Source organism: Kordiimonas lipolytica, assembly GCF_001550065.1.
The window spans coordinates 7,501-23,255 of record NZ_LRUB01000032.1; the positions used below are offsets into that span (position 1 = coordinate 7,501).

Annotated in this window: 9 protein-coding genes (1 of these 9 running past the window's edge); 6 read left to right on the plus strand and 3 right to left on the minus strand. The window is 54.3% G+C overall.

The features are described 5' to 3' along the window. The 3 genes from KORM41_RS15850 to KORM41_RS15860 form a co-directional block, all read left to right on the plus strand. On the plus strand, positions 1 to 328 hold the 3' end of the coding sequence (locus tag KORM41_RS15850; RefSeq protein ID WP_068150362.1) for a M23 family metallopeptidase. Its footprint begins 1,157 nt before the window's first position; 328 of the gene's 1,485 nt are visible here — the last part of the coding sequence; its start codon lies beyond the left edge, outside the window; the stop codon is at positions 326 to 328. A gap of 40 nt (positions 329 to 368) precedes the next feature. Continuing rightward, positions 369 to 932: a hypothetical protein gene (locus KORM41_RS15855; RefSeq protein WP_068150365.1), complete on the plus strand. Its 564-nt coding sequence runs from the start codon at positions 369 to 371 to the stop codon at positions 930 to 932. Between the two features lie 706 nt (positions 933 to 1,638). Beyond that, positions 1,639 to 4,551, plus strand: coding sequence for a TonB-dependent receptor plug domain-containing protein (locus KORM41_RS15860; protein WP_197421205.1), 2,913 nt, complete (start codon positions 1,639 to 1,641; stop codon positions 4,549 to 4,551). Positions 4,552 to 4,706: 155 nt separating this feature from the next. Here KORM41_RS15860 and KORM41_RS15865 read toward each other — a convergent pair whose 3' ends face one another. Continuing rightward, positions 4,707 to 5,630: a class I SAM-dependent methyltransferase gene (locus tag KORM41_RS15865; protein ID WP_068150371.1), complete on the minus strand. Its 924-nt coding sequence runs from the start codon at positions 5,628 to 5,630 to the stop codon at positions 4,707 to 4,709. Next, entirely contained in the window at positions 5,630 to 7,492 is a 1,863-nt protein-coding gene (locus tag KORM41_RS15870) for a tetratricopeptide repeat-containing sulfotransferase family protein (protein ID WP_068150373.1), read from the minus strand. Before KORM41_RS15870 ends, KORM41_RS15865 begins: the two co-directional genes overlap by 1 nt. Positions 7,493 to 7,638: 146 nt before the next feature. Between KORM41_RS15870 and KORM41_RS15875 the strand changes: the two genes are divergently transcribed. Then, positions 7,639 to 8,352, plus strand: a complete 714-nt coding sequence (locus tag KORM41_RS15875) for a 2OG-Fe(II) oxygenase (protein WP_068150376.1) — start codon at positions 7,639 to 7,641, stop codon at positions 8,350 to 8,352. Positions 8,353 to 8,355: 3 nt separating this feature from the next. Here the strand turns inward: KORM41_RS15875 and KORM41_RS15880 are convergent, their stop codons facing one another. Then, the gene (locus KORM41_RS15880) at positions 8,356 to 10,176 is read right to left on the minus strand and encodes a tetratricopeptide repeat protein (RefSeq protein ID WP_068150379.1); all 1,821 of its coding nucleotides are present in this window, start codon (positions 10,174 to 10,176) and stop codon (positions 8,356 to 8,358) included. A gap of 291 nt (positions 10,177 to 10,467) precedes the next feature. Here KORM41_RS15880 and KORM41_RS15885 point away from each other — a divergent pair, with 291 nt between their 5' ends. After that, the gene (locus KORM41_RS15885) at positions 10,468 to 13,692 is read left to right on the plus strand and encodes a TonB-dependent receptor domain-containing protein (protein WP_068150382.1); all 3,225 of its coding nucleotides are present in this window, start codon (positions 10,468 to 10,470) and stop codon (positions 13,690 to 13,692) included. A gap of 138 nt (positions 13,693 to 13,830) precedes the next feature. After that, on the plus strand, positions 13,831 to 15,744 hold the full coding sequence (locus KORM41_RS15890; RefSeq protein WP_068150385.1) for an alpha/beta hydrolase family protein: 1,914 nt from the start codon (positions 13,831 to 13,833) through the stop codon (positions 15,742 to 15,744). The last annotated feature ends 11 nt before the right edge of the window (positions 15,745 to 15,755 follow it).

Genomic DNA, 15,755 nt, shown 5'->3' on the forward strand with positions numbered 1-15,755 from the left:
CCGAGGTATCAAGGCCGGAGTACGTGTCAAGCAAGGCCAGATTATCGGCTATGCTGGCGCGACCGGGCGGGTGACGGCTGCCCACCTGCACTATGAAGTGCTTGTGAACGGTCGCCATGCGAACCCACTGACCCTGAAGTTGCCAACGGGCCGGAAGTTGGATAGCACCCAGTTGGCGGCATTCCAGAAAGTGCAAGCCACGCTCGCCTCAGATATTGACAAAATTCTGATGCAACAACAGATTTTACAGACCGCATCGGTCGACGCGGCTGACGTACCCGCCAGCGTGAGCGCCGAAGTAGAGAGAGCGATAACCGCAGACAGATAACAAGGCTGTCACACGTATCGACGTTCAAGGGGGACCATTCATGAACAGGATTGCCGCCACCATTCTGGTGGCCACAGCATTGACATTGTGCGGAACCGCAGACAATGCCGCGGCGGAAGACACACCCAAGCTGGAAACATTCAAAAAATGTGTCACCTTGAAGGATGATGTATCGCGCCTGGCCTGCTTCGACAAGGCCGCTGCCGGATTCGACTTTGAAAAGGCTTCAGCAAGCCTCAAAGAAGCGAAGAAGCTAAAAGAAGAAGCCAGAACTCTGAAGGAAGAGAAGCGCAAACTGGCCGAAGCAGAACAGCGGCGGAAAGAAGAGGTGGAGGCCATGCGTACCGAAGAATTCGGCAAAGCCGATGCCGAGGTGCGAACCGTCGACCGGGTGGACACCACCATCAAACGCGTTATCGAGCCACGCGTTGGTGGCAAATATCTTGTTCTGAACAACGGCATGGTCTGGCAGATCACGGACGGTGGACGTACCGGGCCCATCAAGGAAGGCATGGCCGTGCATATTAATAAGACAACTTTTGGTGGCTATCTGCTGACAATAGAACTTGCCCGCCGCACCTTCCGGGTCAAACGCGTCAACTAAACCGCAGCCAAGTACAAAAGCAAGGGAGCCTTCGCCGCGCTTCCTTGCTGGATGCTCAATCAACTTGTTGCAGGCAAGCCACATAAAGAAACGGTCGCGCCAGAAGCATCAAGGGCCATACGCGTCCACCAGTGCAATGATTCGCATGCCTTTCGGAAGGCTGCATGGCTTCTGCAACTGTCAACTCATAAAACCAGGGCGCTTCTGCCCAGCCGGTTCCAGGCTAGCCCCGACTGCAATTTGAAACTAAACACCTATGCTCATTGAGATTTTCTCCTGAACTGCACCTGATGCCGTGAGAATTGCGGCCTCTCGAACAACTGCAACTGCAGCCAAGCTCACAGCTGCCTGAAAAGAAGCATCGCCCCCCGTATTCAACCGCCATCGCCACCATCTGATGAGAAACGGTTTCTCCTAAACCCAACACTCGAAGAAAAACTTTCGCTCTAAACTAAATATTCTCAACTTTTGAGGGTTAAACCGGCAAAAATACAGCCACTGCGGCGTTCAGGGCACCCTATATAACCATGGTTTATGTCTGTGGCGCAAATGACACACCATTTTGCTAATCCCAAAGTTCAGCTATCGGGAATATTAAACTTTTCTGTCATGCAGGGACAGATTCTGGCTACAGGATATTGGCGGAAAGTAATTTCCGCATATTCCGAGTGCTTGGAAAGCAATAATACAGAAGAGGAAACGCAGAGTGTCTAAGGAACTCATGAAATTGCGCCGCTCCGCCCTTATGGGCAGCGCCGCAACACTGCTCGCCAGCTTCGCGCTGGGCGCAGGCGTAACCGGTGCTTCTGCACAAGATGCAGACTCCGATTTTGATATGGACCTGGAAGAAGTAACCGTAACTGGTTCGCGCATCGTACGTCGCGACCTGACGGCTCCTTCCCCAATTTCTACTGTTGGTGCTGAAGAATTCCAACTGACTGGTGCACAGAACGTTGAGCAGGTACTTGCTACTCTGCCACAAACGATCCCAGGCTTTGGTGGTTCTTCCAACAACCCAGGTGACGGTACTGCAACTGTTGACCTTCGTGGTCTCGGTTCTTTCCGTACACTGGTTCTGGTAAACGGCCGCCGTTACCTCCAGTCTCGTCAGTCTGGTACGGTTGACCTTAACACCATTCCTTCTACGCTGATCGAGCGTGTGGAAGTTGTGACCGGTGGTGCTTCCGCTGTTTACGGTTCCGACGCTATGTCCGGTGTTGTTAACTTCGTAATGAAAGACGACTACGAAGGTCTGGAAGTTTCCGGTCAGTACGACACCACTGTTCACGGCGATGCTGAGAAGTACAACATCGACGCTACAATGGGCGGTAACTTCGCTGACGGTCGCGGTAACGCTACCCTGTTCGTGAACTACGCTAAGCGTAAGTCTCTGATGCAAGGCGACCGTAAGTTCTCCACTTACGCTCTTGGCGAAGGCGGCGATCCAGACCGTCTGCCAGGTGAAGCATATGGTGCAGGCACTGGCCTGGGTGGCTTCGGCTCCTCCGGTATCCCTGGCACTCGTACCTTCACTCGCCCAACTGTGAACCCAGGTACTGCTGGTGAATACCTCCTGGGCCGCTTCAACAGCGACGGTTCCGGTGCGCCTTACTCCGCAGCGTCTGACAGCTTCAACTACGCTCCAGACAACTTCCTGCAGCTCCCACAAGAGCGCTGGATGGCGTCTGCAATGGCACACTATCAGATCAACGACAGCGTTCGTATGTACACGGAAGCTACGTTCGTATCGAACAAAGTGCCGCAAGAGCTGGCTCCAACGCCTGCCTTCACCACTGTTGAAATCAACCCAGACAGCCCATTCTTCACTGCTGACGTGCAGGAAGCTTGGCGCAGCCTGCGTACGCTTGATCCAAACGATCCTAACTCCGGCTGGGAAGACGAGAACGTCTTCGCATTCGTTGGCCGTCGTATGGTTGAAAACGGCCCACGTCAGGCTCTCGACACTCGTGATGCATTCCGCATTCTCGTTGGTTTCGATGGCGAAATCGGTGATGGCTGGTCCTACGATGTATCCTACAGCTACGCTCGCGTAGACAACTTCCAGTTCCTGAAAAATGACGTTTCTGCTTCCCGCTTCGTTCAAGCGATTGCAGTAACTGACGATGGTACTGCATGTCAGGATCCATCCGGCGGTTGTGTACCACTGAACATCTTCGGTGCCGGCAACATCAGCCAGGAAGCTGTTGACTTCGTAAACATCTCCGCAACCAACGTAACTCAGATCGAAACCCAGAATATCCAGGGTATCGTTTCCGGTACGCTCGGTGACTGGACTGGTGCTGGTGAAGTTGGTCTGGCAATCGGTGTTGAATACCGTAAAGACGAATCCGCGTTCACGCCTGATACCTTCCTGGCATCCGGTGACGTTCTCGGCTTTAACGCTGGTGAGCCAACTGTAGGTGGCTTTGACACTTACGAGGTGTTCGCTGAGATGGCTCTGCCACTCATCACTGGTGCTCCAATGGCTGAAAACCTCGAAGCCAGCCTTGCTGCTCGTTACGCAGACTACTCCACTGCAGGTTCCGTATGGTCCTACGCTGGTGGTCTGACTTGGGCACCTGTAGCTGACATCAGCCTGCGTGCACAGTATCAGCGCGCGGTACGTGCTCCTAACGTACTTGAGCTGTTCCAAGGTAACGCAAACGGCTTCCCAGGCGCATCTGACCCATGTTCCGATGCAACGGCCAGCCCATCTGCTACCCTGATCTCGCTTTGTGAAGCAACTGGCGTTCCTGCTGGTCAGACTGGTAACTTCACCCAAGCAAACGGCCAGATCGAAGGTATCTTCGGTGGTAACCCTGACCTCTTCGAGGAAAGCGCTGACACCTACACCTTCGGTGCTGTGATCACGCCAGAAGCCATCCCTGGCTTCACCATGACGGTTGACTACTACGACATCACGATCGATGACGCTATCTCCACCCTGGGTGGCGGCGTTAACAACATCCTGGACATCTGTTACAACACTGTTCAGGACCTGAACTCGATCTATTGTCAGGCAGTTACTCGTCGCCTTGACGGTAACGTTGACACTGTGTTTGCCGGTAACGCAAACATCGGTCAGATCAAGACTTCTGGTGTTGACCTCCAGATGTCCTACGGCATGGATGTTGACTTCGGCTTCTTCGAAGGCGGTTCTTCCATCGACTTCAACTTTGTTGGTACGCATGTAATCAACAACGAAGTTACACCTGACCTGTTCGTAGGTACGGTAAACGATTGTGAAGGCACCTATGGTAACACCTGTGGCGAGCCTGATCCTCAGTACCGCTTCAACCTGCGTACGACGATGACGAACGGCCCACTTCAGCTCTCGCTGAACTGGCGTTGGCTCGACAGCGTTGAAGACGACCAGATCAAAAACGCGGGCCTGACTCGCGCTGATCTGCCAGTTCCAACGCTGAAAGCTGAGAACTACTTCGATCTGTCCTTCACGTACGACGTGAACGAGAACCTGCAGATGTACGGTGGTGCTCGCAACATCTTCAACAACAAGCCTACGTTTGTTGGTGACAGCCAAGAGCAAGCAAACACCTTCCCAGAAACTTACGACGCAATCGGTACGCGCGTATTCCTGGGTGCACGTGTGCGCTTCTAAGCCATCGGCTTAATCAGAACACGGGAGCGGCGGGCATTGCCCGCCGCTTTCTTTTTTGGCCATAGGAAATAGCCGGGCCAGCATTGACCGGGCAGCAAGACAGGATGCCCTGTAGTGGCTGCTACTTTTCTGATGTCATTGATGAAATTTTCGGCTCAACGGCGCCCAGCAAATTGCCAGCCAAGAAGCGCCTGGTCCGCGCCAACGTGAAACGGCTCATAGGAAACATCCCGCAAACCAGCTTCTGCCATGATCTGCCGCAGATCTGCCGCATCATTTTCGGCCAAAGCCGCATCGCCAAGTTGTCGCATGCGTTCCTGCTCGGCCTCAAGCCGGCGACGCATATCTGTTGCACCTTCAGCGCGAACGATCAGGTCAAGGTCCTGACGCGTCAACAGCTGCCTGACAGCCGCGAATATCTCTGCCGTGATCCGAGGCAACTGGTTGTCATAAAGCTGGAGCAGGCGCCTACCCTCAGCCTCCAATTGCTCCATTCGGACCGTACCGGCCAAAAGCCCCTGAATACAGTCCACCAGCCCACCAGCCTGAAGCAGTGTGTCAATTTCATTCACTTGCGCCACATTCGGCGCCACCAAAGCCCCTGACTTATGGTGAACCAGCAACTGGAATGTGCCACTCGGCTTAAGTACACGGGCAAGTTCGGCAACCGCCGACACAGGCGGCGCATATTCAAAGCCGAACTGGGATACAACACCATCAAAAGACTGATCGGAAAACGGCAAATCACAGATATCAACCTGCCCCTCGAACTCGATCAACCGGATCAGGTCCCCATATTCCTTCAGGAAGATTTCAGGCCGGATGTCAGCCAGATCGACAGCCTTCACTGATATGTCCTGGCCCAGCTCAACGGCCGCCTCGACAAGACGTAACGCAACTGCCCCGTTCCCAGTGGCAAGATCAAGAATCTGTCCCCCGTCCGGCGTACCGGAAACAAACGTCCGCCAGAAGTCGAAGATGGCTTTTTGGTCATCATCCTGCTGGCCCGGGCGCACAATACAGCTATCCAGCCGGTTGGCATGCCAATAGGTGGTCCAGGCTGTTTCCCCGGCCGCCATCAGGAAAGCACTCCATAGCGCTTCAGCGCTGCCTCAAGCGGTTCCAGTTGCTGGGCATAGTACCGCCAACGCCCGATGCCTTCCTTGTTCAAAGGCTTCCTGACCTGCAGCTCGCTGAAGGTGAAGCTGGTGCCCTTGCTCTTGTGGAACTCAAGGCAGCCGGCGTGCCAATCAAGGCCGCAGAAGTCTGCAATGGCTTTGGTGTGGGTTGCGGGATCGTCCACCAGGTCTTCATAGACTACTTCCAGCACACGGTCAGGGAACGCGGCCTTCCAGTGATCTTTAAGCCGCATGTTTTCGGCATAGAAATGCGCCAGCCAATCCAGGTCAACGGCATAGCCATGCGCTTCCGGAAACAGGCGGCTGTATATGGACAGGCACACGTCCCTTGGGTCCCTCCGCATGTAGATGACGCGCGCATCAGGGAACATCTGACAGATCAACCCCACATGACGGAAATTGTGGGGCATCTTGTCGGTTACAACGGGCAGCGTATGGGGCGTTTTCTGCCAATAGGACTCAGCCATGTCCGCCAAACTGTCCGGACCGATCTCGGTTGGGCACACGATACGGCCTTGCGCCAGGTCCCAATAATATTGGGCGGCTACAAATTCGACTGCCTCGTTTTCACCTCCAGCCTCCACGCCATCAAGGCATGACAAAATCTTTTCAACTAGTGTTGTGCCGGACCTCGGCATACCCAGAATGAAGACAGGCCTGCGCCCCTCCTGCGCAGGCGCTTCAGCATAATTTCCGCCTTTTGGGAACCGTGCGATAATCTTGTCGTGCTCCGCGACGGTTGCTTCCTTGTCGTAGGAACAGTCTCGCGTCGCCAGGAATGCCTTATGTTTGAGGTTTCCTCGGTCGAAAGCCTCAAACGCTTCCCCAAAACGGCCAAGTTTCTCGTAAGCTCGCCCTGCCGTCAGCTCGAGCATGATACGGTCCCATTCCGTAGCCCGCGCATCGCCAACCAGGCCCACGCAGGTATCGGCAAGGTCTGCCAGCTTGTCGGTAGGCGAAACCTCAAATTTCAGTTGCCAGGCTTGGCCAAACGCGGGGCGGCGTTCGATTGCCATATCGGCAAACTTCCTCACACGCGCCTTATCGCCCTCAAGACGTGCGCACTTGGCCGCAAGGTGATGGGCTTCAGCCCGGTCAATCCCGCCATCTATGGCTTTTTCAAGCTCAGCTTGAGCGGCCTCAGGCTTTCGTGCGGTCAGCAAAAGGTCTGCGAGACGCAGATAGTCCTCCGCTGATGGCTCTTTTTTCGTCATATAGGTTCTGAAGGAGGCGATCGCATCGTCATAATCTCGCAGAAAGCCGGATGCCTTTGCATGCTCGAACCACACAACGGGATCATCCGGATTTTCATCCGTCAGGGCAGCCAGTGTTTTAGCTGCCCCGCGCCAATTGCCTGTTGCCCCGAGCGCCTTGGCTTTCAGGATACGCACCTTGGGACTCTGGTCACCCGAACGGTCCAGACAGTTGTAGGCTTGACCCGCCAAGCCCAACTCCACCATCTTGGTACAGATGGGAATAAGAAAATAGATGTTGTTGCCTGCAAGCGCCGCAGCCCGCAGAAGCGCGCCCTTGGCATCTTCTGTCTGGCCTACCTTGGCCAGGCAAAGCGCCAAATTGAACTGGAATTCAGGCACGCTGGGCAGTTGCCGGGCTGCACTCGCCAGATGGGATAGCGCTTCGGCATCCTTGTTCTGCTGCATGAGCACGGTACCCAGGCCGTAATCGGCGTCGGCATGCCCGGGAGACACCGACAGCGCCTTCCGGTAGAAGGTTACCGCATCGTCGAGCCGACCAGCCCGGTGGTGCCCTTCTGCCTGGTCAAGTAGGCGATCGATCGTCAAAAGATTCTCCCTTAGCCAAATCGTCCCATTGACTGCCTGCTTCCTTTTGTCGCCAGGAAAGTCATCGGCAAGCCCGCCTTCGCCTTTTACAATGGGCCGCCATAAGTTAAAAGACCTGTAGTCACCAGAGAGGGAAAAGAGTGGATATGTCGGACTTTTCGCTGAACAGCCAACTTGATGTAGACGAACTGGCTAAGAACTATGCTCGGAAAAAACGCCTGCATATTCCCAACATCCTGACCGATGAGAGCGCCACCAAAATTGCGTCCTGTCTGGAGACGCAGGTGCCCTGGGGCTTTGCCTACAATAACGGGGAAAGCCAGTTCCTGCGCGCCGAAGAAATGCAGCGCATGTCACCGCAGGAGCAGCAACAACTCCTGAAGGCGCTTTACGACCGGGCGCGGACCGGGTTCCAGTACGCCTATAACTGCTATCCTATTCTGGACGCTTATATGAACGGCTGGGGCCAGGTGCCGCTTCTGGACCGCCTTCTGGAGTTCATCAATTCAGAAGAAGTGCTGGAATTTATGCGCACGCTCACCGGCCGTCCCGAAATCATCAAGGGCGACGCCCAGGCCACGCGCTACGGCCCAGGCCAGTTCCTGAAGTTCCATACAGACAATGTGACCGAAGAATTTCGCGTGGCTGCCTTTGTCCTGAATTTCACCCGCGACTGGGACCCGGATTTCGGCGGCTACCTGCAGTTCTACGACCAGAATTGGGACATTGAAGAGGCATTCCTGCCGCGCTTCAATGCGCTCAATATCTTCACCGTGCCGCAGAATCATGCGGTCAGCTATGTAGCGAACTATGCCACCAAGCAGCGCTACGCCATCACTGGCTGGTTCAGGTACAAATAGGGCTCAGGTCGGCACCACGTCAAAAGGCGTGGTCATGCGTACGCTGTCGTCCGTAAACGGTACCGTGCCATGCCAGACATAAGACGGGAACAAAGCCAGAAGCCCTGGTTCCGGCTTGATGATCTTTCTGATTTCTTCCCTTCCCTCTCCAAGCGCAAGACCACTTTCACCAAACTTGATCCAACCCTCATGGGCCTGGTCAGTATCACACACGCTTTCAGGCACCTGCACATAGAAAGCCGAACTGATCCAGCCGGCTGGGTGCACGTGGTTGACATGGAAGCCATCTTTCGTCAGCCGCACAGACCATGAACCTGCAAACCGGAAGGTCTGGCTTTTGCGGCTGAGCAGCGGATGCTCTGCGTCATCAGGCAGAGAGGAGATATAGCGCGAAACGCATTTCTCCAGCTGTTGCCTGAGGGTCTGCACGATAGGCACAGGGCGGAAGAACAGGCGTCCGTGCGTCTGGGTGCCGCCCCGCAATGTCTGTTCAAGTGGCCGCACCTGGGTGACATGCATATCTGTCACTGTTTTCTCAAGCTCCTCTAGGAACTCCTCAAGCGACCCGTAGCCCTCGGGTGTTTCGATCCTTTGCGGCTGTACAAAGCGGTCATAATCATTGAGCCAAGCTTCACGTTTGTCGCCCAGGAACCGCCAGCAAAGGCCGCGATAACACCACATCTCCTGGTCAAATAGGTTCAGTTTCTCTGCCGCCTCCAGGTGACCGAGCGCACGCTCATATTCGCCCTTTTGGATAAGGAGGCGAGAGAAGTCCATGCGGATTGGCTGATGATCCGGGTTAGCATTCACTGCCTTGTCGAAATAGTCGACGCTTGCATCCACATCGCCCTTAGCCGCCAGAATGCGGGCCTTCCTGCGAAACAGCCCCGCGTCTCCGCCCAACTCAGAGAGTGCCTCATCAACAATAGCTTCAGCTGCCTCCTGGTTACCCGCCAGTTCCAGCGACTTTACATAGGCTTCCCGGAGTTCCGCAGAATCCGGGGCGCTCTTGATCCCAACCTGATAGGACTTGGCAAACAGGTCGCGCTTGCCGTGCTCCCAATACATCTGGTTCAGGGTCTCATGTGCATCCAGGAAATCTGGCTTGAGTGCAATGGCCGTGCGGTATTGTTCATCGGCCTCATCATACCTGCCGAGTTCATAAAGGGCATTTGCAAGGTTGTACCGAAGTTCAGCAACCCTGGGCTCAATTGCCATGGCACGCATATAATAATCCAGCGCTTCCGCCTGCCTGTCCTGCATCCGCAGGGCCACACCCATGTTATGGAGGGCGCGATAATAATCGGGCTTCACCTTGAGCGCATGACCGTAAGCCTCAACGGCCTTGTCAAGCTGGTCTGTCTCCTTGAAGGAAATACCAATAGCATTGGCGAAACGCGGGTCATTTGGATTGATGGCTTGAGCCTTTTCCAAGGCCTGAATTGCCTCATCATGCTGGTCCAGACTTTGGTAGACCAGCCCCAAATTGAAGAACGGCTCGGCAAATCCTTGCTGCGCTGCGGCCGCCTTTTCATAGGCTCCGATGGCTTCCTGTTGCCGCTTCATATCCCGCAAAAGGTTGCCCAGATTATTGAGCATTTGCGCGTTGTCAGGCTGGCCGGATAAAGCCTGTCTTAATGACTTTTCTGCTTCTGCAAACCGGCCCTGGCGTCGCCGAATCAAGGCCAGGAGGTGCAGAGCGTTTGGCTCAGCCACAACCTGGGCGAGGATCGCACGGCAACATTGCTCAGCCTTTGCCAGGTTGCCCTGACCAAATGCCTGCCCGCCCTGTTGTAGGATCTGTTGCAACTGCGCGTTACTCAAAAAGAGCCTCCTTTTGCCAATTCTTTAGCGTGCTTACACCGGTTTGAGAACGAAAAACTAGCTGTCGCAACATAATGTCATCACAACATTTTTTGCATGGATACGCCTTAAGTTTAGTCTGGGTTAGTTTCAGAAGTTACATTTTTGTCACACTTGGATTTCATAATTAATGATCCGTTAATCTTTGGCTTTACTCCATTTGTGGGGACCGACACTTTAGAAGCCTTAACAAAAGGTCAGGGGCGCCTGTCGGGGCTGGCAGGCGCTACTTATCTCTGGGAGGAGTAACTTATGAATAGCACAGAGCTATTGAAGAACCGGCTGGCATACAGCACGGCTTCACTGCTTATTGCGGCAGCGGGCATGATGGGCACGTCCGGCGCAATGGCACAAGATGCGCAATGCGCCGCCGACGAAGTGATCAACGACGCTGGCGAGTGCGTAATGGAAGACGAACTGGTAGAGGTGGTTGTTACGGGTTCCCGTATCCGCCGCAGCGAATTTACCAGCGCTTCCCCAATCCAGATTATTTCGGGTCAGAAGTCCCGTGAAATCGGTCTGATCAGTGCTGCAGACGTTCTGCAGTCCACCGTACAAACGTCCGGTCTTCAGATTGATAATACCTTCGGTGGTTTCGTGATCGACAACGGTCCTGGTTCGCAGCAGATTGGCCTGCGCGGCCTCGACCCAGAGCGTACTCTTGTTGTGCTCAACGGTCGTCGTCTGGCGCCTGCTGGTATCGGTGGCGCGCCAACATCACCTGACCTGAACTTGATCCCAAGTATCATGGTTGATCAGTATGACATCCTGCTTGACGGCGCTTCCACCATTTATGGTTCCGACGCTATCGCAGGCGTGGTGAACATCAAACTGCGTCAGGACGTTGAAGGCTTTGAGGTCGATGCATCCTACCAGGTTCCATTCGCTGGTGGCGGCGAAGAGCTGACGGCTTCTGTCCTGTGGGGCACGAAGACGGACCGCGCGAGTTTCATGATCGGTGCCGAATTCTATGACCGTAAGGCGCAGACTGTGGGCGAAAACCCATACATGGGCGAGTGTGAAGGCTATGAGTATGAAGACGCTCAGGGTAACCGTTACCAAGGCGACCGCACATTGGGCCCAGAGTCCCGTGGCATCGTTGATTGTAGCATCTTCCCTCTGACCAACCGTATATCTATCCCGGTGTTCTGGGGCAGCGTTTACTACACGCCTGGTTTCTCCAACACTGGTATCCCTGGTGTGTCGGACGGTATTCCTAACTTCTCTGAATCGTCCGTGACTGGCTTTGCCGGCTTCTTCCCTCACTGGGTAGCAGCTGACAGCAACGCAAACGGTGACCTGACAGACGACAATGGCTATGCCATCGTTGACTGGGATGGCGATGGCCTCAAGGACTTCGACTTCCAGGACCCGTTCTATGCATTTGATCGTTCTGATTATGCGCAACAATCCCAATTCATCACACCATCCCAGCGTGTGACAATCTTGGGTACTGCAGACTATAACCTGCAGGACGAAAACGATACGACCTTCTACTTCGAAGGCCTGTATTCTCAGCGTGATGACAGCAGCTTCGCAGCTGGCTACCAGTTGTTCCCAACTGTTGGCGCTGACAACCCGTACAACCCTTGTGGTGTGGACGGTGTTGACTGTCTTGGCGTGATCGGTTTCCCAATTGGCCCAACCTCCGTGACCCCAATTGTGAACATCCGCGGCGACCGTGATACGGCGAACTTCGACCTCTACCAGTACCGTCTGGTTGGTGGTGTTCGTGGTAACATCAGCGCGCTCGACAATTTCGGCGAAGGTAACTGGTCCTATGACGCATACGGTTCCTATAGCTACTCAAAAGGTACAAACAGCCGCTTTGGTATCAGCGCACCTCGTCTTGAGCAGTCTCTTGACGCAACGCGTGACGGCAACGGCAATGTAGTTTGTAACGATCCATCAAACGGTTGTGTTGCCGTAAATCTGTTCGGTGACAACATCTTCCAAGAAGGTGGGGGTACATTCACCGCCGCGGAAGCAGACTTCCTGTTTGTTGAGCGTTACTCGGAAACAATTGTTAAGCAGACAATGGCCAGTGCATTCCTGACGGGTGACCTGTTCCGTCTGCCATGGAACGACACTGTTGTTCCAATCGTGTTCGGTTACGAATTCCGCCGCGACACCATTGCTTCCAACCCGAACGACGTAGCAGCCGACGGCCTGCTCTTCGGCTGGTTTGCTGACGCTGGCGCAGACGGTTCCCGTGACCTGCATGAATTCTATGCAGAAACTCACTTCGACCTGCTGCAAGGTCTGCCATTCGCAGAAGAACTGTCGATCGACGCATCCGCGCGCTGGACAGATGAGAGCTACTATTCTCCGGCCACCACGTACGCTGTAAAAGGTCTGTACCGTCCGGTTGAATATCTGACCTTCCGCGGCAGCTATGGCACGTCTTACCGTGCACCAAACCTGCGTGAGCACTTCCTGAATGGCACCACGGGCTTTAACGCTGTTTCTGACCCGTGTGTTGTTCCTGAATCGGCTCGGGTCAATGCGCCTGGCAGCCAGCCTGGCGATCCTCAGGTTTATAATGCAGCAGAAGACACTCGTCTTGACCGCGTTCTCGACGCGTGTCGTGCAGACGGTGTTGATCCGACTACACTTGGTCTGAACCCGGTAACCTTTGGTTCCTACTCTGTGGAAATCAACACCGGTGGTGCACTTGACCTGACAGAAGAAGAAAGTACCAGTAAGACAGTTGGTGTTGTTCTTGAGCAACCTTGGTTCGACAACTTCGATCTCCGTCTCGCTGTGACTTACTTCGACATCGAGATCACTGGTAGTATCGAAGAACCAACTCGGGCATTCATCATCAACCGTTGTTACGACAACCCGGATGAGCCGAACGCAACCAGCGGCTTCTGTAGCCGTATTTCACGCGACACCGACGGCTTCATCGATCTGTTGGACACATCCTTCGTGAACGCTGGTCGTTATACGTCCAAAGGCTTCGACTTCAACATGTACTATCAGCAGGACTTTGAAGTTGGCAGCAAGACGCTTGGCGTTTCGTTCGACCTGCGTGCAACCAACCAGCGCGAGAACGTTTTCGAGCTGTTCGGTGACGTTGACGACCTTGCTGGCGAGCCTGGCTCTCCAAACTGGCGAGCTCGCGGCCTCCTGACCCTTGAATACGATGACTTCGCATTCAACTGGGATGCTCGTTGGATCCAAGGCGGTGAGAACGACAACCCAGAAGACTTCGACACCACTGCCATTCCTTGTGATGGCCTGGGTGTTGGCTGTCGTCCGGTCTACTACACCGAAAACTACATGCGCCACAACATGTCGGTTGGCTGGAGCAACGGAAAATACCGCGTGAACGTTGGTGTTGAGAACGTGTTCAATGCCAAGCCACCTCGCGTGGACAGTGCAGGCGTCTTCAGCGTGCGCAACGTTCCAATCGGTGTTGGCTACGACGTGACTGGCCGCTCTGTCTTCATGAGCGTCGGCGCAACATTCTAAGAAAAGTCTTAGCTCACTCTTGTGGGCTAAGTTAGATTGTGGCTCCGGGAGAATTTCTCCTGGAGCCATTTTCACCTGAGGGCCCGCGTTTTCGCTCGCTGTGGCCTCTACCTTGGGAAGAGATTGGGGTGAGATTCAATGCTTAAGAAACTCGGTTTCGCTCTGGCCGCTGTGCTGTCACTGACAGCTGCGCCGGGCAACACCGCCTTCGCGGAAGAAGAACAGATTCCGCTGGAGGCTTTCACCATGCTGCCTATCATTCAGGATGCGCGTATATCCCCTGATGGAAAGAAGCTTGCTGTCCTGCGTGCGACTACAGCTGCTGGCGACTATATTCTGGATATCTACGATACTCGCCGGATGGACAGAGAGCCAGTGCGCCTTGGCTCAGACAAAATGCAGATGCTTGCCGTTGGATGGGCAAACAGCGACCGCTTGTATATGACTTTCCGCGTCCAGAAGGATCGCCCGAACCGCTTGGGTAGCTACTACCGCTTCCAGCGCGCGATTGTCGATGCTGACGGCAAAGGCGAATGGCTATACCTGCCTGATGGCAGCAGCTGGATGTCTTGGCTCCGAAGCGAGAAGGACGAAATCCTGCTAGAAATGGATGCGAATGAAAATCGTATTCCTGACGTGGTTCGATTTAATGTCAATAACGGTCGCACACGTACAGTCATCCGTGGCAGCACCAAGATTAGCGGCTTCATCAGTGACCTCGACGGCGATATCCGTGGTGGCACAGGCTTTGAGGTCGAATCCGGATCGATCAAATATTATGCCCGCCTCAAGGGCGATGACGATTGGCAACTGATCAAGACGGTTACACCAGACGCAGAAACCCGGGATGACTTTGATCTTCTCGCTTTTTCGGTTGATAATCCGAATGAAATCTACATCCGGGCCAATAACGGTCAGGATAAATCAGGTATTTACACCTATAATCTGGAAACTAAGCAGACATCTGAACGCCTGTTCGGCCTGAAGTCTGTGGATGCAGGCGGTATCATCACCGGCAACCAGCCACACAACCTAGGCAAGCTTTTAGGCTATACCTACGACGCAGGAGAATATCGCCGGTTTTATACGGATCCCGCGGAAAAAGCGCTTCATGACGCGGTACAGGCCCTGTTCCCGGAAGATGATGTGTCACTTTACAGCCGGTCCGACGACGACAATATGATCATGGTCTATGTTTCGTCCGACACGACACCTGGCACCTATTATCTGCTGAAAAACAAAGCGGAGCTGATCAAGATCGGCGATACATATCCCCTTTTGGACAAGAGCAACCTCGCGGAAAAGAAATACATCCGCTATAAAGCCCGCGACGGTCGCACCATCTATGCATACCTGACAGTGCCACGCAGCGAAGGTCCGCACCCCGGCATTGTGTTGCCGCACGGCGGTCCGTGGGTTCGTGAGACCGGTGGCTATGATGAGTGGTCCCAGCTGCTGGCCAGCAGGGGGTATGTGGTCATTCAGCCAAACTATCGCGGCTCCACAGGTTATGGTCTTGATCACTGGAAAGCCGGTGACGAGAATTGGGGCCTGAAAATGCAGGATGACCTTGATGATGCGGCCATGTATCTGGTGGAAAAGGGCCTGTCTACGAAAGACAAGCTTGCCATGTTTGGCTGGAGCTATGGCGGCTATGCGGCCTTTGTTGCTTCTATGCGCGACAACAACATTTATCAGTGCTCTGTCGCAGGAGCAGGTGTCAGCAATCTGGAACTACTGAATGCTGGCTTGCACAACAGCCCGTTCCTGAAAGAGTTGCAGCGCCCTACAATCAAGGGCATTTCGCCTGAGAAGCAGGTCGAAAAGGTCAACATTCCAATCTTCGTCGTGCATGGCGCCATTGACGAGCGTGTGCCGGTGATCCACAGCCGCCAGTTTGTTGATGAGCTGGAAAAATACGGCAAGGACTATAAGTACACCGAGATGGAAGGTCTGGACCACTTCTCGAATCGTTTTACGCACGAACACAAGAAGCAATTCTACACCGAGCTTCTTGACTGGCTCGCCAGCGACAAGTGCTTCGGCAAGTAAGCGATACAAAA

Excerpts from the sequence above, each read along its gene's own strand:
- KORM41_RS15855 (WP_068150365.1), top strand. The coding sequence starts at position 369 with ATGAACAGGATTGCCGCCACCATTCTGGTGGCCACAGCATTGACATTG.
- KORM41_RS15865 (WP_068150371.1), bottom strand. The coding sequence starts at position 5,630 with ATGGCGGCCGGGGAAACAGCCTGGACCACCTATTGGCATGCCAACCGG.
- KORM41_RS15875 (WP_068150376.1), top strand. The coding sequence starts at position 7,639 with ATGTCGGACTTTTCGCTGAACAGCCAACTTGATGTAGACGAACTGGCT.
- KORM41_RS15885 (WP_068150382.1), top strand. The coding sequence starts at position 10,468 with ATGAATAGCACAGAGCTATTGAAGAACCGGCTGGCATACAGCACGGCT.
- KORM41_RS15890 (WP_068150385.1), top strand. The coding sequence starts at position 13,831 with ATGCTTAAGAAACTCGGTTTCGCTCTGGCCGCTGTGCTGTCACTGACA.